Here is a 23,860-nt window from a genome sequence, read left to right as displayed (position 1 = left end):
TGGCCTCTGATGCATCCAACACCCTACATCACCCAAGGAGGGATCCCATGGCCATCTCCAGAAAACGTAACAGCTCTGATGACGACTTTTTCAAGGTAGGGCAGGACGCGACTACTACCTTTGACAACTCTCCCAGTAATCCAACCCGGTACGCCAGCAGCGAAAATCTGGATGACATCGAGAGTGAAGAGGACGAGCTTGAGGACGAAGACTTCGACGACGAAGAAGATGATGAGGATGAAGAGGAAGAGGAATACGACGACGAAGAGGACGATGAAGATGAATACGAAGATGAGGAAGACGAAGAGGACGAAGACGAGGATGGGGACGACCACAATCTGGCAAAAGGTCCCAGGGAACCCAGCGTCTATCGCAGGATGTAGATATGCCGTGCTCCGAGGCTATTGTTAATAGCCTGCATCGGTAACGACATTTTCGAGCGGTTGTCCGGCGACGAATCGCCGAACCTGTTCTGCCCCGAACTGGAAAGCGCGGTGGATAAACTCCGGGGTTGATCCGCCAACGTGTGGTGTGATGAGGCAATTTGGTGCGAGCCACAATGGATGTCCCACTGGGAGCGGTTCGGGATCGGTCACATCGAGAGCCGCACAGATCTGATGCGAGTTGAGCGCCTCTACCATGGCATCGGTAACCACTACCGGCCCGCGGGCCGCATTCACCAGCAAAGCTCCCCGCTTCATCAGACTCAGCTCCGTTGCTCCAATCAGCCTACGTGTATCAGGGGTCAATGGCACAATAACGACCACGACATCAGCTTCGGGGAGCAGCCTGCGTAGGTTGGAGACATCCTGAACCTCCGGATTTTGACGGGAACTTCGCGCTATACGCAGAATGTTAACTCCGAAAGGAACAAGTCGCCTCTCAATGGCAGCCCCGATTGAGCCATAACCGACGATCAAGATAGTTTTGCCGGAGAGATCGTCACCTAAGACGCGATATTGCCCAACCTGTGCTCCACGCTCATTGAGAAATCCATCCGAGACAGATGCCTGTCCCTTCCACTGTTCCCGCAACTGCATATCGCGATAGAGAGGAAATCGTTTGAGCGAGGATAGGATTGCGGCTAAGACCCATTCAGAGGCGGAGATGTCATGGATACCACGGCCATCACAGAGAGTTACATCTTTGGGCAGCCACGGCGTGATCCAATCGACACCCGCCATCATCGATTGCACAACCTTCACCCCTCGTAAATGAGAGAAAGCCTCTGCTGCGTCGCGGCGCTGAAACGGAAGAATCCAGAAGTCAATCTCAATCGTGTCGGTTAAATTACGGGGGATTCGCACGATTTCTACGTCGTGCGGAAAGCCGATGAGCAACTCATCGGAGAGACTTTCATCAACGCCAACACGCACCATAATCGTTTAGACATCCTATGGAAGATCTGGCGGACTCGATCGGAATCGAACCGGCGGCTCTCTTCATACTATAAGAGGCGGGCTGGGATAGAGCCTTGATTGAGCCAGTTATTGTGCAGGCACGTGATCCGGTTGAGCCGGGTTCGGTGTGTCGATGGAGGAGTGTGTGCTGTTTAGCTTTGCGCAGATAGCGAACTCGTTCTGCGCCTCTTGTTTGGATCCAAGATGCTGGTAGATCTGTCCAAGCCTGAAATGGAGAGCAGAAACATTTGGTGCAAGCTTGACTGCCTCTTGCAACTCTTTCTCGGCTTGCGGAAGCATATTCAAGGTTTGGTATGCGCGACCTAGCTGCTCGTGTGCTTTGGGATTTGCAGGTTCGAGTGTTACTGCCTCTTGGAGGTACGGGAGCGCCTGTTCCGGATGGCCTTGCTCGGTTAGCAAAACGCCCAGATTAAGATATGGCTGTCCGCTCTTGGCGGGAGCATCTTGTTGCCATTGGATCGCCATTGTGTAAGCCTTGCGTGCATCTTCGATGCGATTCAGCCCTTCATAGGATAATCCCAGGTTATTCTCGCTTTTTACATCGTGCGGATTGAGACGCAATGCATGTGTAAAGGAGTCGATGGCATCTGCAAAGCGGTTTTCGTTGTATTTCGCGCGCCCCAGCAAGTACCAGGCATGCCCGTCCTGCGGGGTCTCAGCTACCACCATGCTTAACCACTTGTCCGCATCTGTGTAGTCGCCCAGCAAGACGTAGTCGAAAGAAACAATCTTGAGATCAGTGGGCGAAGGCCGCTGGCTGCGTGCTCCGGTAGTGTATTGTTCCAGAGACTGTGCGGGCTTCTGTTGGAGAAATAAGGTATATCCAAGCAGAAAATGAGCTTCGGCTGAATTGATATGCTCTGTCAGATAACTTGTCAGGGTCGTGTTTGCCTTTGCAAGATCGCCGGCCTGCAGGAATGCCCTCGCCTGCGTCAACGGGTCGTCTGCCGATTGTGCAAGCGGCTGCTGAGCACTAAGCGCCTTGAATGCAAACAGCAAGAGGATGGATGCAAAGGAAAGATTGAATTTCATGCAGAGAAAAGACATCCTTCTACACCGAACCATCGGAGCGGTTATACGGTTTCAACCGGCGTATGAAACATCATAGTGCACGCTAATAACACAGGCCAAATATTAGGTAATGCACTTGAGTGTCATAGCAGCAGACGCAGTTGCGCTTTACCGGATATGAATGACGTAGGTATAGACGAGTGCCAAACAGCCGGCCAGGCTTGCCAGAAAGATGCTGTGCTTCAAGGTGAACCGAAAGAGCCTCGACTGATCGGGAACTGATAATCCTGTGGCTGCAGCGGCGATGGCGATTGTCTGCAGGCTGATCATCTTGCCCATCACTCCGCCAACGGAGTTGGCAGCGGCCATCAGCACAGGATCAAGTCCGAGCCGTCCCGCCGTAACAACCTGCAGGTTCCCGAACAGCGCATTGGCGGCAGTGTCCGAACCGGTAAGGAAGACACCCAGCCAGCCCAGCAGAGGACTGAAGAATGGGAACATCACGCCGGAAGCGGCGAAGCTAAGTCCCAGCGTCGCCGTCGCTCCGCAGTAGTTCATAAGGAACCCGATGGCGAGAACCGCTGAGATTGTCAAAATGGGGAGCAGGAGTTGATGGGTAACTGATATTAGCAGGCGTAAAAAACGCAACGGGCTTACTCTGAGACAAATTGCTGCTAAGAACGTCGCAACCATGCACGCTGTTCCGGCTGCGGAGAGCAAATTCATGTTGAACATTGCGTGATAGGGAGTGGGTGTTGATGCGATGGGTGGCATTCGCTGTACAACGTCATTCAGAAATGGCCACGGAAAGGAGAAGCTTATGAGATTTAGCTTCGCCTGAATTGGCGCCACTCCCCAAAGAAGAACGCACATTACAAGAAAGGCGTATGGCATCCACGCATATAAGACCTTGCCCAGGCTATTGCGGGACGAGAGATCGATTAGTTCACTTGCTTCTTCCGGCCCACAGGCTTTATCGACACTGAGCGTCGCAGGTCGATCTAAACAATTGCGGATCGAAAGACCCGGCTCCTGCTCTTTCGGGTGCCAGAGACGCAGATAGATGATAAGCGCAGCCAATGAGGAAAGTGCCGCCAGGATATCCGTAAGTTGCGGCCCAACGTAGTTAGACACGAGAAATTGAACGCCTGCAAAGACCGCCCCACACATCAAGGCCGGTAGCCAGATACCCGACAGGGAGACAAAGCCTCCGGTCGCCATGATGATATATGCAGGGATGATGAGAGAGATTGGAGCGCATATTCGACCGACGGCTCCACTTAATTTTTCAAGTGAGAGGCCTGTTGTGCCTGCCAACGTAATCACAGGAATTCCAATAGAGCCGAAAGCCACAGGCGCTGTATTAGCGAGCAGGCAGATGGCGGATGCGCTGAATGCGGAAAATCCCAACCCTACAAGCATGGTGGCGGCAATGGCGACGGGAGTTCCAAAGCCCGCGCCACCTTCGAGGAAGGCCCCAAAGGCAAACGCAATCAGCAACGCCTGCAAGCGAGGGTCGGGAGTGAGCTTGCCAACCGAACCCCTGATGACCTCAAACTGTCCCGTCTCGACGGTTACGCGAAATAGGGCGATTGCCCAAAAGATGATCCATGAGATTGGAAACAACCCGAAGGCTGCACCGTATATCGCAGCGCTTGTCGCTACGAGTGGAGGCATGTGATATCCCGCGATCGCAACAATGAGCGTAACGGCGAGTCCCGCGAGCCCGGCAATCCACGCGGCCTTCTTCAAAATCCCCAATAAGATAAGAAGCGTGAAGATAGGAGCCGCAGCAATCATCGCGGAGAAGGCCAATCCCTGGCCGAACAGGGAATAAGTTTGATTCCAAATTACGATAACTACCATCCCAATACGCGGAATCGGATCAACATCGATAACTAGTGGAAAGGCGAGTCTGAGTCGTTATGCAAGAGCGACTCAGGTATGAAATCTAATACCGATGAGACTAGATAAAGGTCAAACCATCGTCAATTACAAAGCAAAGGTTGCCGATATTGCAGAAGTAAGCTAGCGCCCCGTTTCTGCAGATGACGAGCTGGTGTAGCGATGCCAAGACGGGATGCTGTTACGGGACCAGAGTGATCGGCGTCTGCCAGAACGCGCTTTTCTGTCCGGTAGGATTGAGTACGGTTATCTGGCAGTTATAGTCGCCGGCGGGAAGATGGCTCAGCCCAATGCTAAAGCGCAGAGGCATCGTCTTCAGCGAGTTGCTCATAGCACTCGTCATCTCCATTGGTTGGGTCTCGAACACCTTAGTTTGTCCTTGATAGAAACTCACAAACGCGATCAGCGGCTGGACCTCGGTCACGCCCTGTTCATAGGCTTGCAGGTAGACATAAAGATCGCGGCTCTTGCTAAATACCCGGGTTACGCTTGGGATCAGCTTCTGCCCATTCAGAACGAGCGGGTTGGCTGCTTCGTCTTTAGCTCTCTCTTTTGCTTTGGCCGCGTTGAAGATAGCCTCTTTTAGGTCAGCGCGCTCGCCACTAAGTACCACAGAGCTGATCGCTATCCTCTTCTCTTCTTTGTTGAGGTTGGGAATGACGAACGGTGTCTGGAAGGTTCCAATCCTGCCCGTCTCGTCGTCACGAGCGAGGAATTTGATGCTGTATTTGCCCGGCAGCAGCGTGAAACCTGTGTCGTATTCGACAGGGCGTTTGGCCAGCTCTGCCGCTGTCTCGTCGCTGAGCTTGATGTTTACGTTGTCGCGCATGTTTTCGACGGTCATATTGCCGCCGAGCTCGTCTTTCACCTCGAGAAGGAAATCGATGAGCGTATGTTCCGCTCCGCGCTTCTTGGCCAGCGCCAATTCTCGGCCTGGAATCTTTACTACAACCGGAACGAAGTACTCTGCCCGGTTCAACTGAAAGTAATTAATCTCCATTGCAATCGTGAGATCTGTTACTGGATCGCCCAGCATCAGCGCATCTTCCAGTTGACGTTCTTTATCGGCATCGTTGAACTTCGCGAATACCTTGCCCGCATAGTAGCCCTGCCGATAATCCAGCTTTGCGGCAAGCTCTGGGTTTACTGATATTTTGATATGCCGAAATCTTCCATCCAGCGTTGTATTGTTCGTGTAGTAGCCGAGGATGTAATAGCTTGTAATGTTTTGTTGCGCCTGTACGATGCCACGTGTCAGGTCGTTGTAGTCGAGCAGCGCCTTACCGCCAGTGTCCTCGGCCAATGCATAGAGCGTATCCTGCGACTGCTGCATGCGCGTCGTCACCGCCAGCGCGGCTGTGCCCGAGTACATGGCGGCATTGCCAGGCGATCCCTGCGTTGCATCACCTAGTGGAGCTTCGGCTACCAATCCGCGTGCGTCTATCGGCCAGAACGATACGCCCGACCGAATGGCATCATCGATCGTCGCGTGAAGTTGCGCCTGATTATCGATACCATGAAGCGTCATCCCGCTGGCAAAGTAGACCAGTACCTTTTTCTCGCTCAGATGCCCCAGCATCTTGGCTGCCGTTTGCAGTGCGGAGAGCTGCCGATCAGTATTGAACAGGTTGAACTCTCCACTGTCCTGGCCAAATGCCGCACCGGTATCGGCACTGTCCGCATCATCTGTGATGTCCTCGCTCTGCTGATTTTCACCTACGATCAGTGTCTCCAATATGCTCAGCAGGCGATTATGATCGTCGGTAAAGTCCTGTAGGACGTCGACTGAGCTACCGCTGTAGCGCATAATCGACACCAAATCCGATGACGTCATCTGGGTCCGTATGAACTTTTGAGCAGCTTCCAGTGCGCGCAGCTTATCGTCAGGCGGCATCGCGGTGAGGTCGAAGTAAAGTGCAATCAGCCGGCGGTCCTTGTAGCGCACATCGCCCGGCTTTTCCGCTGCAATCTGGGTCACGGCCAAGCGGTTGTAAACCGTAATGTTCTCGGGCACAGCAGGAGCAACAGGCGGAGCTGAAGGAAGTTTTTGATATTCGCAGAAGCTGATTTGTTGCGGCACACCGTCTTCGGTTACTGTGAAATCTTTCGCGGTAAGCCCGCTGAGCGACTTACCTTGCTTGTCTTTGACATTCACTGCCTCGACCACCAGCTTCGTGCTGACAGACATGGTGTACACCCCATTGCCTCCAGTCGGCTGCGCATTCTGGCCTACCACCTGCGCTCCGGCAGTCAGCGTTCCCAAAAGCATTATGATGAGCAGCAATCGCATACGTCAGAACCTCAGGCGCAGAGAAGTCTGCAAGCTGCGCATCGAATTTGCCGCTGCGGGCAATCCGAATTGCGTGCTGGTAATGGAGCTCTGCCAGGTGGAATAGGTAACGTGGTTCAGAACATTGGTTGCAGCGATCTGCAGATCGAGGTTCACCTTCGGTTTCAGGCGGAAGGTGCGGACCATCGAAGCATCCAAAGAAAACTGGCTTGGTCCTGTGATTGAATTTCGACGCGCATTGCCCCATTGACCTAATGGAGGTGCCTTATACGCTCCTGGATTTAGAAACAGCCCTGGAGGCGCAGCATAGAGCGACTCTCCCGTCACGCTCGGTCGAACGAAGGCCGAATAGCCAGAGACCACGACTGAAGAATCAATGGGAGTCTGCGGCAGGCCGCTGCCTGCAATGATCTGCGTTTGTATAGTCCATTCTTTGTAGAGCCTGCCTCTCCACCCGCTCATCAGCGATCCTCCGGCCATGCCCATTCCAGTCGTATATTGCACTTGTACATTGAGCAGATGACGCTGATCGAAGTTCGAGAGCCCGCGTTCACCGCTTAAGTTGCGCCAATCTTGCGCGATCGTAGCAGGAGTTTGCGATTGTGTTTCTGTGCCTGAACTGCTTGAACTATCGCTCACGGCCCCTTGTCCGCCGAGCGCAGAATCGTCGTCGATCGACTTTGAAAAGGTGTACAGCAAGGATGCGGTAAAGCCGCTGTGCAGCCGTCGTCGCAACTGGATCTGTCCCGATTCGCGCGTGGAGTTACCATTTGAGACCATGTACTCAAATCCCGTGGGACAGCTCGGGCATGGATTCACCGCTCCCAAAGGGTTGGTGTTGGGTAGAAATTCCTGCACACCGCGCGTTCCTTTGATGCCCAGATAGGTGACGACCATCTGCAGCGATCCCGGTAGATCCCGCTGCACCTTCAGGTCCCATGTATGCACATAGCCCACGCGAAAGTTTGGATCGACACCGAAGGTCTGTGCTGTTGTCGTGGAGCACGGCTCAAAGCCATTTGCCAGCGTTAATGGACAGGCTGCGCTGTTTTGCACCGTCAGGCTTTTGGCAAGCGGTGCCTGTTGTGCCATCTGGATTGCGATCCCCTGGTAGACGGAGGTGTCATAGTTCACACCATATCCTGCATTGACTACCATCGATGACCCCGGAATCGGGCGCCATGACATTCCGATTCTAGGCTCTATGCCATTGCGATCTGGACGCATCAACGATGTTGGATAGCGCTGCCTCGTCAATGTTCCTACCGGATCACTTGCGAGTACGGGCGCGATCGCTGAGAATCCTGAAACAACATCCAGATTAACCAGACGCCCCTTCAACTCTGTTATCGGCGCACCATATTCCCAACGCGCACCGACATTGAGCGTAAGTTGTGGAGTTACTCTCCAATCGTCGACTAGATAAGCGTCATAGACAGATTGGCGCAGATATTTATCCGCGTTTCCGAATCCGATGTTGCTTGCGTCGGGAATCCCCAGCAGAAAATCTGCAACATCCGATCCTCCCCTAGTCGTGTTGCCCGCAGTGGCAGCGCCGGTAAAGTTGAAGGTGCCGCGAGGGTTTGCCTGGGACAGATAATTAAACTGCTGACGCCGAAAATCGAATCCACCAGAGACATTGTGAGCTGCGTGGTTCCATCTCATGATGTAAGAGACGCCATTAGTGGCATTGCGGATGAATGAGCTTTGGCCATCGGTTAGCGATGTTAGGCCGCGAGAAAAGTTGAGCGTCGGAGGTCCCCAGTACGTCGGCGTCTGATCGTTACCCGTAATGCCTGCGTTGCCTGAGATATTTTCGCGGTTCTCCCAGTATGGCGTCAGACGCGTGGACTGTCGGCTGAACTGATAGCCAAGATTGATTCGCAGGCGAGCATTCAAGGTATGTGCCCAATTGATCTTGCTGCTCATTCCCAGCCCGTCGGTGGTGTCTACAAAACCCAGCAAAGTGGTGCTGCTGTTACGCGTACTCGTCGCAGCAAAGGTGCCAGTAATTTGATCCTTGCGTCCGATGGTTTTGCTTGCAGTTGAGATGAATGCGTCTTTGTGCGCATCCGTTATAAGCGGAATCTGGTAGTTGTACTGCGTGCTTCCGCTGAAGTTCGGCAGAGGATAGAGATTGAGCAACGCCTGTGCCTGTGGGTTGATGGGGATTTTGTTGCCAGGAAACGGTTGTCCTGTCGCTGGATCGTAGATCACAACTGGCTGACCCTGTGCATTTACGGCCTGGGAGAAGTCTCCATTCCGCTCCGCTATGTCCGGTACCAAACCTGGCGTTGTAACGGCGGTACTATCGCGTGTTCGTTGGTATCCCACAAAAATATTAGGTCCATTGCGTAGCAGCCCTGGAATCTTCAAGGGGCCCTGTAATGCAAATCCTCCAGTAATCTGACTCGTATCGGGTTTGGGAGTGTCGATACCCGTTAGTGAGTATGATTTGGCGTCAAACGTCGAGTTGTTGAGCCTTACATTGAGGCTGAAGTTATATAGAGCCCTCCCGCTGGCAGTATTGCCAAACCGCTGTGCCAATGTGAACTGAGAAGTTGCAGCATTATTCACGCTACCGTTGATCAGCAATCCCTCTGCGGCGCGCTGCGCAACCTCGTCGGAGGCTGGGGCAGTCTCGCCCTTCTGCCTGGGGGCTTCGCCTGTCTTCTTTGGCTCGCTTTGTATCGGTGTTTCCGCAATACCCGTACTTAATACAGGTTTCAATGTAGTTCTCATCTGCTCCAATGACAGTAGCTGCAACTCCCACTTGTCCGTAGCAGCATTCGGCGCAACTGCAATCTCTCGCTTGACCTGCGCGTAACCTGTCATCTCCACGTTGACCGTTGCCGGACCATCGACAAGGGTAGGGAAGGAATAGAAGCCTTGCAGATCTGTTACTGCAACGAACTTCTTGCCACCCTGCATGACCGTCACTGTCGCACCCGGTACCGGCAGGTCGCCGGAGATGACAACCCCGTGGTACTCCGAAGCTATTGCTGTGCTCAATGCTGCCATCAGTACAAGCATGCACAGTCCTAGACGCACCAGCTTCATAAGGTCCCGCGAAATCAAATTCGCCCCTCAATGATCAATTTTTGGCGGTACCGAATTGATGACCATCATATCCAAAGAAGACCTCGAATGCGCCAATTCGAATATCTTTATCGTTTCTGCAAATTAAGGCTGTGCTTAGTTTGCGGACGGTGTTTTTTCAAGGTGATCGATGACCAGCATCTCCACAGGCACCTTTTGGGGTTCCAGCTTCAGGCCCAATTGCTCCTGTACTGCTGTAAAGATCGATGGAAGCGGAGAATCTGTTGATCCATCCGGCGCGAAGCTCAGCCGAATGTCATAGTTGCCGGTGAGCTCCGTCTTATCGAGAACAGGTCTCCCTAATGGATGAGCCAGCATTGCAGCTAGACTTTTCATAGAGATACTTGGACTTCGTATTCCATTCTGGAAGATATATCCGGACGCAGAGCTTTCCTTGCTCGCCGCGAGTTTTGATCCACCCTTGGCGATGACCAAGACGTAACCCGGCAAGTTTTTCCACTCGCGATGAAATGTCAGGTGGAACCGTTGCGCTAAAAGGTGCTGTAAGGGAAGTCTCAACTCTTCGTAACTCAGAGGAACATCACCCTCGGGCGCTGCTTCGATGTCGTACAGTTCCGAATCAATCCACTCTAGCTTTTTCCCTGCGATTTGATCATCGTTGATTCCAAAGGCTAGCTCAATCAGAAGCTTCATTGAGGCGTTTTTTGCACTAAATCGTCTATTTCCCGATGGGCTGATCGAAGTGTATCCCTGCCCAGCTGGAACCGACCGCACGGATGCTACCTCGAACGAGGGAGCAGTCACCGGCACTTGCGCAGAAATCGAGCCGGCTACTCCGCTCCATAATGCGAAAGTTACGCCGCCGATGGCTAACAGAAGTTGCTTCTGATGATTCGCTGCACTCCATCCGGTCATCATTCAGAACAATCGCCCTTTCGAAGATGTGCTCAAAAGATATCGGGGCGTTGCTTTAAGTAGCCATCTCCCTGAGATAGTTTTGCCAAAAGCGACGAGCCGCGATCTCTAGTCGGGGGGCGAAGATTCGACTGTCTTCGCGTAATTGGGTGACGCTGATGCCAGCATGAGCCAGTTCGCATGCATGACCTACATACCATCGCTCCAGATTTTGAGCCATGACCTCCGGATGAAATTGAAGCCCCAATGCGTGCTTTCCGATCACGAAAGCCTGATTTGGATAGGAGGCCGTGCTGGCGAGTCGTTGCGCATTGGCCGGTAAGTCAAAGGTATCGCCATGCCAGTGAAGCACACGTAATTCAGGCACGAGCAGTTCCGAGAAAAAAGGGTGGCGCGCAGCATCGCTCGCTGCCTGGATAGGAGCCCATCCAATTTCTTTGCCTTGCCTCCCCGGGTAGACCGAAGCTCCGGAGGCCGCCGCAATCAATTGAGCCCCGAGGCAGATGCCAATCATGGGCAAATTTTCTGCAAGACGGGAGCGTATCAAATCGATCTCTGCATGAAGGAAAGGATAAGCCTCACCTTCATAGACGCCGATTGGGCCGCCGAGAATGACCAATAGATCGGGTGCCAGAGGATCAATTGTCCGCAGATCCGCAGTACAGACATCGATGTAGTCAATGGTGTAACCGGCCTGCGACAGCTCTGTGCCGAGCGAGCCAAGGTCCTCGAATGCGAGATGAACCAGCGCCAATACTTTTCGCAATCCATCCTCCTTAAGGGATGTGCTGCAATTTGATAGCCTGTCTATATAGACAGGCTGCGCTCTCCTGAAGCCGATAGGACAATCAAGAGGCGTAAGTGCGCTCTATAGAGCGCCGTGGATATTATCGCAATCAAAGAGTGGGGTAGGGAACGCATGATCCCGTTCTGTGATTGACAATAGAATCAGTGCCTTTTGACCTTTCTCAATTATCACAGGAGTTAGCTATGTCCTTGCTTCAGATTCAGAAAGATTATTCCGCTCTCCAACAACTTGGGTACAAGTTGGATTTGACGCGAGGAAAACCATCATCCCAGCAACTGGATCTCAGCGTAGAGCTTCTCGATCTTCCCGGCAGGTCTGATTTTTTTGCCGATGACAAGACCGATACCCGCAACTATGGCGGATTGCAAGGGCTGCCCGAGGCGCGTCGCTTATTTACAAACCTGTTGGGAGCCCCGCAGGAACAGATCGTCATCGGTAACAATGCCAGCCTCGCATTGATGCATGACCATGTTGCCTTTGCGCTCCTTAAAGGGACCTGTGATAGCTCCGAGCCATGGTCGAAGCAAGGTGAAATTGCCTTCCTTTGCCCAGTCCCCGGCTACGACCGGCACTTTAAAATCTGCGAGGACTACGGCATCCGGATGATTCCCATCCGTCTTCAGGAAGATGGGCCGGACATGGATGAAGTGGAGCGCTTGGTGGCTTCGGATTCGTCCATCAAAGGCATGTGGTGCATCCCCAAGTACAGCAACCCCACCGGCACGGTCTATTCCGATTCCGTGGTGGAGCGGCTGGCAGGTATGAAGACCGCTGCGAATGACTTCCGCATCTTCTGGGACAACGCCTATGGCGTGCATCACCTTACCGAAGAGAAGATTTCAATCGCCAATATTTTGGAGCGCTGCGCTGCAAAGGGAAATCCCAACCGGGCATTTGTGTTTGCGTCTACCTCTAAGATCACATTTGCCGGTGCCGGTCTTTCTGCCGTTGCTGCGTCCAAGGAGAACATCCAGTGGCTGTTGACGCGCTTGACTCCACGAACCATAGGGCCTGACAAGATCAATCAGTTGCGCCATGTGCGCTTCTTAAAGGACGAAGTAGGTATTGCAGCTCTGATGGAAAAGCACCGACAGCTTCTGGCCCCCAAATTCCAGGCTGTTCTGGATGTCTTCGAGGCCGAGCTATCGAACCTTAAAGATGTGTCGTGGACCACGCCCAAGGGAGGATATTTCATCAGCCTGGACGTTGCCTCGGGCTGTGCAAAGCGGGTTGTCGCGTTGGCTAAAGATGCTGGAGTCGTTCTGACGCCTGCTGGTGCAACCCATCCTTATGGAAAAGATCCTGAGGACCGGACCATTCGAATCGCACCGTCATTTCCTGGCCTCGCCGAGGTTCAGCAAGCGGCAAAGGCTGTGGCATTGTGCGTACGACTTGCTGCTGAAGAGAAGCTTCAAAGCAAGTAAGCGCAGTTCTAACCGTCGCAATCCAAAGAGCCCTATTGGTGAATCCGAGACCTGGCAATCAACGTGAGATGCACTGCCTCGCCGCAGCTAACGATATCTGCGGCGAGGGCGCAGTGTGGCATCCGGAGGAAGCTTCTGTCTACTGGACCGACATTAATCGGCGCTTGCTACATCGATATACGCTTAGAGGTTCGAGCATTGACACATGGCAGTTCGACGAACCGGTAACTGCTGTGGCTCTTACGCAAGACCCCGAGCAGTTGCTCATCGTTCTCGGCGGCCAGATTATTCTGTGGAGCACACAGTTTCACCGTCGGAGCGCCACTTTATTTCAACTTCCCACATGGCCTATGACGCGATGTAACGATGCACGAGTAGGTCCCGACGGCGCCCTTTGGTTCGGTACCATGCAAAACAATGTTTTGCATGATGGGGGAAGTATTCCTGTCACTCAAAATCTGGGTGAGTTGTTATCTCTTGAAGTAAATGGCCAAATAAAAGTCTGGCACACTGACATTGGCATAGCCAATACTGTGGCCTGGTCTCCGTATGGTGATTCCTTCTACTTCGGGGACACACTCCGCAACGTGATCTATACCTGTGAGTTCGATCGCGATATAGGTCCTTCTACTCAGCCTGTGGCTTTTGCCAAGGACTTCCCTCGAGGCTTGCCCGATGGCTCTGCTGTAGATTCGCAGGGCTATCTATGGAACTGTCGATATGGCGGTAGCTCGATCGTGCGCTTCGCTCCCGATGGTTCGGTGGCAGAAGTCATCGAGGCTCCCATAAAGAATCCAACCACCTGCGCGTTTGGTGGTCCTGACCTTAAGACCCTCTATGTTACCTCGGCAATCGCTCCTGATATCGATGAGGGCGGGCTCGGCGGCGCGCTCTTCTGCATGCAGGTGGGGGTTGCTGGGCTTCCATCCAATCTATTTCGGCTATAAGCGCACGGGCAACTGCGCCAGCAGTCCTCCATCGACACGATAAGAAGATCCAGTTAGAAACGACGCCTCGTCGCTGAGCAGGAAGGCAATGACCTGTGCGACTTCTTCCGGCTGTGCCACTCGCTGGATCAAATGAGACTTTCCCCACTCCTCCAACACCTGTTCCACGAGTCCATTGCCGCGCAACGAATTGGCCGACGAGCGCACCATCGGCGTATCAACGGTGCCTGGCATCACAGAGTTCACGCGTACATTGTCCCCCGCATGGTCCACAGCCATGGCGCGCGTCAGAGCCTCCAGCGTTCCCTTGCTTGCAGCGTAAGCGGCCACTCCTTCCTGGCACGCAAGCGCTTGAACAGACGACACCAGCACAATAGCGCCTCCCTGGCGCATTTGTGGAATAGATGCCTTTGCCGCGAGGAAGGCACCGCGAGCGTTCACTGCCTGTACAAGGTCATACTCATCAGCCGATGTCTTAATGACCGTACCGTAGTGTTGAATGCCGGCACTGTATACCAGCCAATGCAGGCTATCTTCTGTTGTCGCTGCTTGTACTGCTGCTTCAACCTGTTGCTGCTCACGGACGTCGCAGCAAATCCAGGAGATGCCATCGATGCTGTCTTTCGTTGCAGGAGGGTTCAGGTCTGCAATGGTGACTCTGGCGCCGCGTCTGCGAAGGAGGTTGGCCGTAGAGAGCCCGATGCCTGACGATCCCCCGAAGACGATCGCACTCTTTCCGCTATAAGGTTCCATTTTGCCCAACTTCCATCATGAGACGTTCTGCCATGCGCAGGCTGCCCCGAAGCTCTGCAAGTCCTCGCAACCGCCCCACAGCTGGATAAGCAGGAGCAGCCCCCCGCTCGCGATCATTGAGAAGCTCCTGTCCGTGATCGGCTCGAAAAGGAATCTGCATGGAATCTCCATGTGCGCTGCGCCGTCGCTCTTCCTTGACGATCTCGATAACGATCCCAATCAAATCTGCATCACCTTTGAGATGCTCTGCTTCAAAAAAACTTTCCATCTCTCCACCTATCGCGTTTTCGAGTGTTCCCTCTCGCTGGGTTGATCTCAAATGAAAGAAGGCAATTCGTGGAGCGAAACGCCGCACCATTGTAATCAAATCGTTGTCCGCCCTGACGCCCAGAGCTCCGGTACAAAAGGTGATCCCATTTGCATCCAGGTCAGACTGTGCCAGTAGCCACTCCAGGTCATGTGCCGTACTTACAATTCGTGGCAGACCGAGCAGCGGCCGTGGCGGATCGTCCGGATGCACGCACAACTTTATCCCAAGCTCTGCGGCAACAGGAGAGACCGAGCGCAAGAAATCGCCGGCGTTCTCGCGAAAGCCAATCTCTCCGAGCTCCGAATACCATGTCAGAGCCTCTCGAACCGTCTGTAACGTGTGGTTGCCATTGCCTCCTGGAAGCCCGTACAGAATTGTCGATTGCAACTCCTCCCGCTGCGGTTCCGTGAGGTTTTGAAGATATGCATATGCTTTGCGGCTCGAATCTTCGCCCCATTCACGTTCGGCATCCTTGCGCTTTAACAGGTAGAGATCGAACGCCGCAAATGCGGTTGCATCGAAGCGTGTCGTGAAACCGCCGTTGGGGGCCGGTGCATGCAGATGTGTTCGCATCCAACTGAAGAGAGGCATCCAGTTGTAAGCCACTGTGCGGATGCCACACTTCGCTAGATTTTGCAAAGATTGCTTTAGGTTCTCCACATCCCGCTGCCATCCTGGCGCGCGCATCTTGACTGTCTCGGAGATATCGAGACTCTCAACTACGCTCCATTGCAGTCCAGCCGCTTCAATCTCTTCCTTTCGCCGTCTGATCTGTTCAAGAGGCCATACTGTGCCAGCGGGAACTTCATGCAACGCCGTAACAATACCCTCCGCGCCTGCCTCTCTTGCGTCTCGCAGCGTGACTCGATCATCGGGCCCAAACCAGCGCCAGGTCTGCTTCATACTCACCCTTTATAGTCGGACTTGCACCGTATTTGCGTCCAAAACAACGTGGTCATATTAGTCGTCTTAAACTTGATTGAAAGCAATAATCGAGGATAAGGAAATCGTCTCGTTCTGTGAAACAGAATCCTACATCTTTCGCATTCTCCTGCTGACAGTCTCTACTTCCATTTTGACTTTCCGTTTTGGTCAAACATTATGTAATCTCGACACTGGCAAGGGAAGAAAAGAATTAAGCAACCAATTCGAGAGCAGCGAACTGCGGCTGTGTCGTGTTGCAGTACGCTGATTGGGAGTCTCACATGACGAAACGTGATATTACAATAGCGTCGACTGAAACCACGTTGCGCAAACGCTCATACACCATACAGGCAGTTGTGCGAGCTGTAGCTATTCTCAATACGTTCACGTCGACGTCGGAGGTGCTTGACCTCCGCGTTATTGCTGCCCGCGCCAATCTGCATAAGGCCACTGCCTTTCGATTACTGGAAACCTTGGTGGAGACCCGTCTCCTTGAGCGAGCCGGTAAACAAGGCTATCGCTCCTCTGTACAAATGTCTCGTACTCGGCGTTTTCGCATTGGCTACGCATCGCAAAGTAATTTGCTTCCATTTACAGCGACCGTCACGGATAGCCTGGTAGTGGCGGCAAATGCGGCGAATATCGATCTGCTGATCGCGAATAACGAATTCAGCCCAAAGATTGCGCTGCAGAACGCTGATAAGTTCATCTCCGAGAAAGTCGATCTTGTTGTCGATTCGCAGATCAATGTCGCTGTTGCCGCACAGATAGCAGCGAAGTTCTCGGATGCTCATATTCCATTTATCGCGCTCGATATTCCTCATCCCGGCGCTGTCTATTTTGGCGCCGATAACTACAAGGCCGGCCGCATGGCAGGGCGGTATCTGGCCAAATGGGCTACACGCCACTGGAAGGCTAACCCCGAGCAACTCATCCTTCTCGGTGTCGATGCGGCGGGGCCGCTCCTGAATGCGCGTCTTACCGGCGTTGTCGATGGCATCGTCGAGCTTCTTCCCAATGGCCGCAGTATTCCAACGCATCACTATGACACCAAGGGTGGACAGTTTGAAGCGACGCTGGACATCGTGCGGAAGCATCTACGACGCAAACGGCCAGAGCGCGCGCTTGTTGGTGCAGTGAACGATTCCACGGCACTCGCGGCACTGCACGCTTTTCGTGAGATTGGTCTCGAGCGCTCTTGCGCGATTGCGGGTCAGGATGGCAGCCTCGCTGCACGAGAAGAGATGCGCCGATCATCCTCTCGGCTTATCTGCTCTGTCGCGTACTTTCCTGAGACTTATGGAGCACGCATCATCCAGGTGGCTCTGGAAATTCTCAAGCACAAGGCTGTAGCTCCTGCGGTATTCGTACAACATGAGCTCATCACGGCAGAGAACGTCAATAAGATTTATCCGAACGACGTATGGATGAAGAGCGCTCCCACTCGCGGCTAAGATTTGTCCTCTTGTGAATGAATTTCGTTTCATTCAGCGAAACAAGATAACTCTCTTTTGTGAGAGCTTTTCTGGGCATTTGTAGGGTGTCTGTCTATACCTCTATCTCGATAGATCAAGCTGATTTCAACTTATTTGCTTCTCCATACGCTGCATCTTTCGGTGCTAACTTTGTTGCACTCTGCGAAACGATCTTCTGCTTGCGTTTAACCTAATCTGCTTCATTGACTCCATTTTGCAGTGCAGCGTACAAAGTGTTTCGGAATCGGACAAGAGGCTATCTTTCAGCAATCTGCTTAAAGGCGAACTGTGGAGATTGCTTGCGTCCAGTATTCGAGTTTGTATCAGCTACCAGGAGGCTGAATGTATACAACAAGCAAGAATAAGATCGCCAAAGGGAATGGCGGCAAAGTGCCTAGCAAGCTGCAGGCAGCCCTCTGGCTGGCCCTGCGTTGCACTGTAGTGACTGTGGTTACTCTTGCAGCTCCCGCAACCTTGCATGCACAGACCGGGCAGGGATCCATCGGAGGCACCGTTCGGGACTCTCGCGGTGCAGTTATCTCTCACGCCAATATTGAAGTCATTAGTGATTCCACCGGTGTACGCCAAAGTACAGTGACGAACGGTATGGGCGTCTTTCAAATCTCAGCTCTCAACCCTGGTGAGTACACCGTTAATGTCTCGAAAGAAGGCTTCGAGCAGACGTCAACAAAATCCATCACCGTTGCTGGTGTTGGTCTCACTACCGTAGACGTGTCGCTTGCTGTTGGTAAGACAAATGTTGTGGTCACTGTTAATGCGGACGCTGATCTGTTAAGCAAGAATGAATCGGACGTGACTACGACTGTCGACCACAATCTGGTTTTAAATCTTCCTTACCCCGAACGAAGCTCTCTGGAGGCGTCTTTGCTTGTTCCGGGAGTGCAGGGGGACACGCTGCAGCCAGGCGGAATCTCAACGGAAAATCCTAGTGCCTATACGAGCTATGTTGTGCCGGGGGCCAGCATTATCGTAGGCGGAGCACCTCCAGGTACCAGCTCTGTCGTTGTTGATGGTTCCGATGTGACGCAGGCCAGTTATGCTCGCACCGGGGTAAATCTCTCCGGCCGCGAGGTACAAGAGACTACGGTGATCGTTACGGGCCTCTCCGCCCGCTACGGTCGCACCGGCGGAGGCGTTATCGTGCAGAGCAGCGCCCCCGGAACGAAGGACTATCATGGCGCCGTTACGTATCGGCACACCGACCCTTTCTTCAATGCATTTCCTGATGGAAACACTGCACGCAACGCGCTGCATGAGAACTATTACGGCTTTTATGTCGGTGGCCCAGTCTGGATCCCCAAGCTGTATCCGCATCGCGACAAGACCTTTTTCTTCATCGGTGTCGAACCGGCACGTATGCAGAACTCCTTTGGCTTTCGCGGCATATTCCCCACGCCAGACGAACTTGCAGGCCATCTTCACAACTCGCTTGCTTTGTTGAATCAAAGTGTCCTTAAGTCCTCAGGCTATGCCGCTGCTCTCGCTGCTCCGCGCATCGGCTCTATCAACTACCAATCCGTTGTCAATGCCGACGGATTTCCCAACGGCCCCTATGACGCTTCGCAGATCCGCGCGATTCCGAACGACGATGTATCCGCGCAGCTTGCCAAGAATCCATTCGCGCAGTATGTCTTATCGCAGTTTCCGACGCCCAGCAATCCGGGGCCGTTCGTAAAGTTCGATAACGCCGATGCTACCTCGCAAAATGATGGAACCAATGCTACCTATCAGCGCGGTGTCGAGAATGTGGACAATCGCTACTCCATGCGATTTGACCATCACTTCAGCAATACGGATCAGATCTTCGTCCGGTACACGGTTATTCCTGTTATTGCCAACAGGTTCTTCGCAGTCTCGCCTTCAAACCCGCTGACGATCGTGCCAATGGATTCAGCTCGGACGCATGACATCGCGCTGGGTTATACCCACACGTTTTCGAATAGTATTGTTAATAGCTTTCACTACTCGTTTATGCGAGTAAATCAGCAACGACTTCCACCTCCCATCACGCAGACCAAGGACTTTGCTGCCGCTTACGGACTTACTCCGGCGTCCTTTGGATATGGGTTTCCCAGCCTTGGAAATCTCAATCAGAACGGTGTCGGTTACACCATGCAAATGGGTACTGCAACCGCCGCAATTCAAGTCGATCAGAACTTTATCGCTGGTGACGATGTCACCTGGACACATGGGCAGCACTTGTTCCAATTCGGTACAGATATTCGTTGGATCCAATCGAATCAGTACGATCTCAGCGGAGCGACTGGCGGAAAATATAACTTCCTTGGTGCGCAGACGAACAATGGCTCAACGGGCGGTGCACCGCTGGCAACCTTCATCCTCGGCACTATCTCAGCCTTTAGTAATACACCTGTTGAGGTTCCAGGCTACTATCGCTGGCGCTACTATGCCGGTTACTTCCAGGATGACTGGCGCATTACGCCGAAGCTGACGATTAATGCTGGTCTGCGTTACGAGCTAGAGACGCCGCGCATGGAGAAGTACAACAATCAAGCCTATATTAATCTCACTACTCCGGGTAATCTCAATAACCTGCTTCCAACTACCACTGCGTACTGTTTTTCAAACGCCTGTGGCAACCCACGGACACTATGGCCGATCAACTACAAAGGGTTTGAACCTCGCATCGGCATCGATTATGCGCCAACTCCTCGCACTACCGTGCGTGCAGCCTATACGCTCCAGCGGCTTCCGCTTACAGGGTACGAGAATATTCCCGACCCCAACTTTAACGTTGCTTCTCAGTCTGTAGGCAACCAGAGCGGCGGCGTCACGGCAAATTCAACAGTCAACTACATAACGAATCCAGTCGGCACGCTTACCTCTGCTTACACTTCGCTGGCAGGGAACCGTGGTCCCATCCTATATTCCACGGGGCTATCGCCTGTCTTTGTCTCGCAGAATAACTCTATTCCCTATACGCAGAGCTGGTCGTTTACCTTGCAATACCAACCTGCTCAGAGCACGGTTTTGCAGGCAACGTACAACGGAAGCAAGGGCACTCATCTGATTGGGCCATTTACAAATGCGCTCAACGTGCCGGGTTTTGGGACGATTGTCAATGCTGTGCAAACCCACCAGAATCTTGGAGCGTCTTCTCCTAACAAATATGGCATCACGCAGAACGGTGCTCTTGTATCGGAGACCAACCTGCAACTGCTGAATCCTTACCAGAACTTTTACAATCAGTCGCTTCCTGAGATCTATCCGCGTGGCGGCACAATGGAGTACAACGGTCTCTATCTGAGTGTGAATCAGCGCTTTGGATACGGTCTCTCCGTGTTGGCCAACTATACCTGGTCGAAGACACTCGACAACGTGCCGGATACAAATACCGGAGCGAACAGTGGCGGCTTCGGCTCTGCGCCTCCACAAAATCCCTATAACCCTTATGCGGAGTGGTCTGTGGCCAGCTTCGATCAACCCAGTCGACTCAAGGTGGGCTACACGTACGATCTGCCGATTGGCCGTGGTCACTTGCTCGATGCTCACAACGGATTGCTCAACCAACTATTTGGCAATATCTCCACCTCCGGTATCGCTACTTATGCAGATGGCCTTCCTAATGCGGTGACACTCGGAACAGTGGGCTACTTTGTCTCGATCACCCCAACTGGAACCAATGGTTGCACCGCCAGCGGAACCGCGAAGTATTGCACTGCCAACGCACTTCCTTCGGGCTACACTCTTCGTCCCAATATTGTTCCTGGGGTTCCTCTCCTCAACAAAAATTGGAAGAAGAACGCACTGAATTCTAAATTCACTCCTTATCTCAACCCCGCGGCGTTTGCTGTTCCTGGCTCAATCAACAATCCAGCTCTCGGCGACGCCCCACGTCTATTGGCAAACGCACGCAGCCCACGCGAGGCGCTCTTCGATATGGCCTTCACTAAAGGGGTCTCGTTCCATGAGCGCTACCAGATGAATGTCAACGCAACCTTCAGCAATGTCTTCAACCACCCGGTCTATTACGGCGTCAACCACTCGCTCGATAGCTCAATTACAACCTCCAACGTTACGGGTACGGTGACGCCAACGACATCGGCGAGCTTCGGCCAGTTCAATCAATCACAGACTGCGGGGATATCACGCATCATCCGGGTCGGTGCGGAGTTTGTCTTCTAGCTGGTAGCAAGTCACCGGTTCTGCACGCTTCTCGTGGAGATGCCGCTTCAGTAAAAGCAATATACTGGCGGCTTCTCCACGCGTATCGATAAATGCAGAGACAAAGGGGTGACCATGCAGTATCAGGGGTATCGAAAGGAGTCTTATCTGTTTGTAATACATAGGGGGAGGAGTAGCTCTTTATTGGCTCTCTTACAGAAGCGCGCATTTTTTCTGCTGGTATTGCTCTCCGGCATTGCCTGTGCTCAGCCTTCTCATGCAATAACGGATCCCTACGGCCTTGTAGATCCGCGAATCGGGACTGCGCATGATGGCCAAACCTATCCTGTCGTTGGTATGCCTTTTGGTATGACGGGATGGACTCCGGAGACGCAGCCCACAGAGGCGAAATGCCTCTCTCCTTATTACTACAAGGAGAGCAAGCTAACGGGTTTCCGCGGCAGCCATTGGCTGAGCGGTAGCTGTACGCAGGACTACGGTAGCGTTAGCCTCATGCCCATAGTAGGTGAACTAAAAGTTTTGCCAGAAGCGCGCGCCTCGCGGTTCTCGCATAGCTCTGAGACGATGTCGCCTGCTTTCTATTCCGTCTTCCTCGAAGACTACCGCACAAAGGTCGAGCTGACCGGAACCACGCATGCCGGCATGTTGCGGATTACCTTTCCGGCCACTGGTGCACGGCACCTCGTGGTGCAGCCCAATGCGAGGCTTGGTCAAGGGTTCATAGAAGTTCGACCCCAACAGCACGAGATCGTCGGTTATAACCCCGTCGTGCGCATTTACCAGGGTGCAGGCGAGTCTGCAGGTTTTAGTGGGTACTTCGCTGTTCGTTTTCGCGAGAACGTAGCCCACTTCGGCACATGGTGCGGAGATGTCATCTCCGCTAATCGCGGTACGCAGGGAAGTGGATGTTCCCACCTTGGCGGATTTGTCACCTTTGATAAGGATGCACCGTCACAGGTGCTCGTCAAAGTGGGTACTTCCTTTACCAGTATTGAAGAAGCAGAGAAAAATCTTGACGCTGAAGAGAGCGGATGGAACTTTAACAATGTTCGTATCGGAACGGAGAGAAGTTGGCGCCAGTTACTTCAGCGCATCGAGATCGAAGGTGGTACGCCAGCGGAGCAAACCATCTTTTATACTGCCCTGTTCCACGCCTCGCTCGCACCGCGAGTTATCAGTGATGCTGATGGAACATACAACGGCTTTGCTCAACAGAACCGCATGCATCGTGCCGCTCCAGGCACCGCATACTACGACGACTTTTCTCTCTGGGATACGTTTCGTGCCCTCCACCCTCTTCTTACGATTCTGCAGCCTGACCGGGATCAGCAGATGGTGCAGAGTCTGATCGATAAAGGCGAACAGGGAGGTTTTCTTCCTATCTTCCCTACGTGGAATAGCTACACATCGGAGATGATCGGTGATCACGCTGTGGCCGTCATTTATGACGCCTATGCCAAAGGTTTGCGTAACTTCGATGTCGATAGCGCTTACCGCCTCGTTCGCCAGAACGCCCTGGTCACTCCGCCGCACGATCAATATGTCGCAGGCAAGGGTCGCCGCGCTCTTGATTCCTATTCCCGTTACGGCTACATCCCTCTTGAGGATAAGGTACTCGACGCCTTTCATCACAACGAACAGGTATCACGCACTCTCGAGTACGCCTACGACGACTATGTCGTCTCCCAGTTTGCCGCAGATCTCGGCCATACTGCAGACGCCAAACTATTTCTGGAGCGTTCCGGTAACTGGCATAACGTCTTCGATTCGTCCGTAGGATTTGTACGTGGACGTCACGCTGACGGACAATGGGTAACTCCCTTCGATCCCGCAAAGCCGGAGACCTTCATCACCGAAGGAGTTCCCTGGCAATATACCTTCTTTGTTCCGCAAGACGTTAAGGGTCTCATCGCAGCGAGCGGAGGCTCTGACAAGTTCATCGCAAAACTTGACGGACTCTTCGCAAACAATCTATACGACCAGGGGAACGAGCCCAGCCATGGAATCGCGTATCTCTACAACAAGGCAGGTGCTCCGTGGAAGACGCAGCAGCATGTACGAGACATTCTGTTGACGCAGTTCGGCCCCGAGCCTTCAGGCCTACCCGGCAACGATGACGCCGGTCAAATGTCCGCTTGGTATGTGCTCAGTGCGATGGGTTTTTATCAGGAGTGCCCAGGGACGCCTACTTATAGCATTGGCTCTCCACTCTTTACGCGCGTTGTAATTCATCAGGAAAATGGCAAGTCGTTCACGATCATGGCGCGCGGCAATTCATCGCAAAACATCTTCGTGCGTTCTGTCACGCTAAATGGGCGACCGCTCCCTCAGCTTCAGTTCAGCCACCACGATATCGTGAGCGGTGCAACCCTGGTGCTCCAGATGGAGGCTAAGCCATACTTCGGCAATCAAGGTGCTCAGGGTAACAAGAATTAGATCGCAGCTTTTAT

Annotated in this window: 15 protein-coding genes; 6 read left to right on the top strand and 9 right to left on the bottom strand. The window is 53.1% G+C overall.

Annotation, left to right across the window (positions count from 1 at the left end):
* Positions 1-47 precede the first annotated feature (47 nt).
* Positions 48-383 (top strand): hypothetical protein, encoded by a 336-nt coding sequence (locus IEW09_RS00255; protein WP_188552184.1) that lies wholly within the window; start codon positions 48-50, stop codon positions 381-383.
* 24 nt (positions 384-407) lie between these two features.
* On the opposite strand, the gene IEW09_RS00250 is transcribed toward IEW09_RS00255, so the two are convergent.
* From IEW09_RS00250 to IEW09_RS00220, 7 genes are all read right to left on the bottom strand, one after another.
* Positions 408-1,379 carry a 2-hydroxyacid dehydrogenase gene (locus IEW09_RS00250; protein ID WP_188552183.1) on the bottom strand — a complete coding sequence of 324 codons (972 nt, stop codon included), beginning with the start codon at positions 1,377-1,379 and terminating at the stop codon, positions 408-410.
* Positions 1,380-1,487: 108 nt separating this feature from the next.
* The gene (locus IEW09_RS00245; RefSeq protein ID WP_188552182.1) at positions 1,488-2,453 is read right to left on the bottom strand and encodes a tetratricopeptide repeat protein; all 966 of its coding nucleotides are present in this window, start codon (positions 2,451-2,453) and stop codon (positions 1,488-1,490) included.
* Positions 2,454-2,600: 147 nt separating this feature from the next.
* Positions 2,601-4,247, bottom strand: a complete 1,647-nt coding sequence (locus tag IEW09_RS00240; RefSeq protein WP_229738966.1) for an L-lactate permease — start codon at positions 4,245-4,247, stop codon at positions 2,601-2,603.
* A gap of 271 nt (positions 4,248-4,518) precedes the next feature.
* Positions 4,519-6,606 carry a VWA domain-containing protein gene (locus IEW09_RS00235; protein WP_229739109.1) on the bottom strand — a complete coding sequence of 696 codons (2,088 nt, stop codon included), beginning with the start codon at positions 6,604-6,606 and terminating at the stop codon, positions 4,519-4,521.
* 24 nt (positions 6,607-6,630) lie between these two features.
* Positions 6,631-9,660 carry a TonB-dependent receptor gene (locus IEW09_RS00230; protein ID WP_229738965.1) on the bottom strand — a complete coding sequence of 1,010 codons (3,030 nt, stop codon included), beginning with the start codon at positions 9,658-9,660 and terminating at the stop codon, positions 6,631-6,633.
* Positions 9,661-9,822: 162 nt separating this feature from the next.
* Positions 9,823-10,605, bottom strand: coding sequence for a TIGR03435 family protein (locus IEW09_RS00225; protein ID WP_188552179.1), 783 nt, complete (start codon positions 10,603-10,605; stop codon positions 9,823-9,825).
* A gap of 52 nt (positions 10,606-10,657) precedes the next feature.
* Positions 10,658-11,368 (bottom strand): glutamine amidotransferase, encoded by a 711-nt coding sequence (locus IEW09_RS00220; protein ID WP_188552178.1) that lies wholly within the window; start codon positions 11,366-11,368, stop codon positions 10,658-10,660.
* Between the two features lie 224 nt (positions 11,369-11,592).
* Here IEW09_RS00220 and IEW09_RS00215 point away from each other — a divergent pair, with 224 nt between their 5' ends.
* Positions 11,593-12,834 carry an aspartate aminotransferase type Ic gene (locus tag IEW09_RS00215; protein ID WP_188552177.1) on the top strand — a complete coding sequence of 414 codons (1,242 nt, stop codon included), beginning with the start codon at positions 11,593-11,595 and terminating at the stop codon, positions 12,832-12,834.
* 38 nt (positions 12,835-12,872) lie between these two features.
* Entirely contained in the window at positions 12,873-13,781 is a 909-nt protein-coding gene (locus IEW09_RS00210) for an SMP-30/gluconolactonase/LRE family protein (protein WP_188552176.1), read from the top strand.
* On the opposite strand, the gene IEW09_RS00205 is transcribed toward IEW09_RS00210, so the two are convergent.
* Together IEW09_RS00205 and uxuA are read right to left on the bottom strand one after the other, a co-directional pair.
* Positions 13,776-14,534, bottom strand: coding sequence for an SDR family NAD(P)-dependent oxidoreductase (locus IEW09_RS00205; RefSeq protein WP_188552175.1), 759 nt, complete (start codon positions 14,532-14,534; stop codon positions 13,776-13,778). The two genes, IEW09_RS00210 and IEW09_RS00205, sit on opposite strands and share 6 nt — an antisense overlap.
* Positions 14,521-15,747, bottom strand: a complete 1,227-nt coding sequence (uxuA, locus tag IEW09_RS00200; protein WP_188552174.1) for a mannonate dehydratase — start codon at positions 15,745-15,747, stop codon at positions 14,521-14,523. The genes IEW09_RS00205 and uxuA overlap by 14 nt, the downstream gene beginning before the upstream one ends.
* Positions 15,748-16,049: 302 nt before the next feature.
* Here uxuA and IEW09_RS00195 point away from each other — a divergent pair, with 302 nt between their 5' ends.
* From IEW09_RS00195 to IEW09_RS00185, 3 genes are all read left to right on the top strand, one after another.
* A complete protein-coding gene (locus IEW09_RS00195) occupies positions 16,050-17,222 on the top strand; it encodes a substrate-binding domain-containing protein (protein WP_188552173.1) in 1,173 nt (390 codons plus the stop codon).
* Positions 17,223-17,585: 363 nt separating this feature from the next.
* Positions 17,586-21,410, top strand: coding sequence for an outer membrane beta-barrel protein (locus IEW09_RS00190; RefSeq protein ID WP_188552172.1), 3,825 nt, complete (start codon positions 17,586-17,588; stop codon positions 21,408-21,410).
* A gap of 183 nt (positions 21,411-21,593) precedes the next feature.
* Positions 21,594-23,846: a GH92 family glycosyl hydrolase gene (locus IEW09_RS00185; protein WP_229738964.1), complete on the top strand. Its 2,253-nt coding sequence runs from the start codon at positions 21,594-21,596 to the stop codon at positions 23,844-23,846.
* The last annotated feature ends 14 nt before the right edge of the window (positions 23,847-23,860 follow it).

This window comes from Edaphobacter dinghuensis (assembly GCF_014640335.1).
Taxonomy (GTDB): Bacteria; Acidobacteriota; Terriglobia; order Terriglobales; family Acidobacteriaceae; genus Edaphobacter; species Edaphobacter dinghuensis.
The sequence above is the reverse complement of the archived record's forward strand: the minus strand, read 5'-3'. Positions and strand labels throughout refer to the sequence as shown.

Coding starts and splice junctions, on each gene's coding strand:
- IEW09_RS00255 (WP_188552184.1), top strand. CDS start 48: ATGGCCATCTCCAGAAAACGTAACAGCTCTGATGACGACTTTTTCAAG.
- IEW09_RS00250 (WP_188552183.1), bottom strand. CDS start 1,379: ATGGTGCGTGTTGGCGTTGATGAAAGTCTCTCCGATGAGTTGCTCATC.
- IEW09_RS00245 (WP_188552182.1), bottom strand. CDS start 2,453: ATGAAATTCAATCTTTCCTTTGCATCCATCCTCTTGCTGTTTGCATTC.
- IEW09_RS00235 (WP_229739109.1), bottom strand. CDS start 6,606: ATGCTTTTGGGAACGCTGACTGCCGGAGCGCAGGTGGTAGGCCAGAAT.
- IEW09_RS00230 (WP_229738965.1), bottom strand. CDS start 9,660: ATGCTTGTACTGATGGCAGCATTGAGCACAGCAATAGCTTCGGAGTAC.
- IEW09_RS00225 (WP_188552179.1), bottom strand. CDS start 10,605: ATGATGACCGGATGGAGTGCAGCGAATCATCAGAAGCAACTTCTGTTA.
- IEW09_RS00215 (WP_188552177.1), top strand. CDS start 11,593: ATGTCCTTGCTTCAGATTCAGAAAGATTATTCCGCTCTCCAACAACTT.
- IEW09_RS00205 (WP_188552175.1), bottom strand. CDS start 14,534: ATGGAACCTTATAGCGGAAAGAGTGCGATCGTCTTCGGGGGATCGTCA.
- uxuA (WP_188552174.1), bottom strand. CDS start 15,747: ATGAAGCAGACCTGGCGCTGGTTTGGGCCCGATGATCGAGTCACGCTG.
- IEW09_RS00195 (WP_188552173.1), top strand. CDS start 16,050: ATGACGAAACGTGATATTACAATAGCGTCGACTGAAACCACGTTGCGC.
- IEW09_RS00190 (WP_188552172.1), top strand. CDS start 17,586: ATGTATACAACAAGCAAGAATAAGATCGCCAAAGGGAATGGCGGCAAA.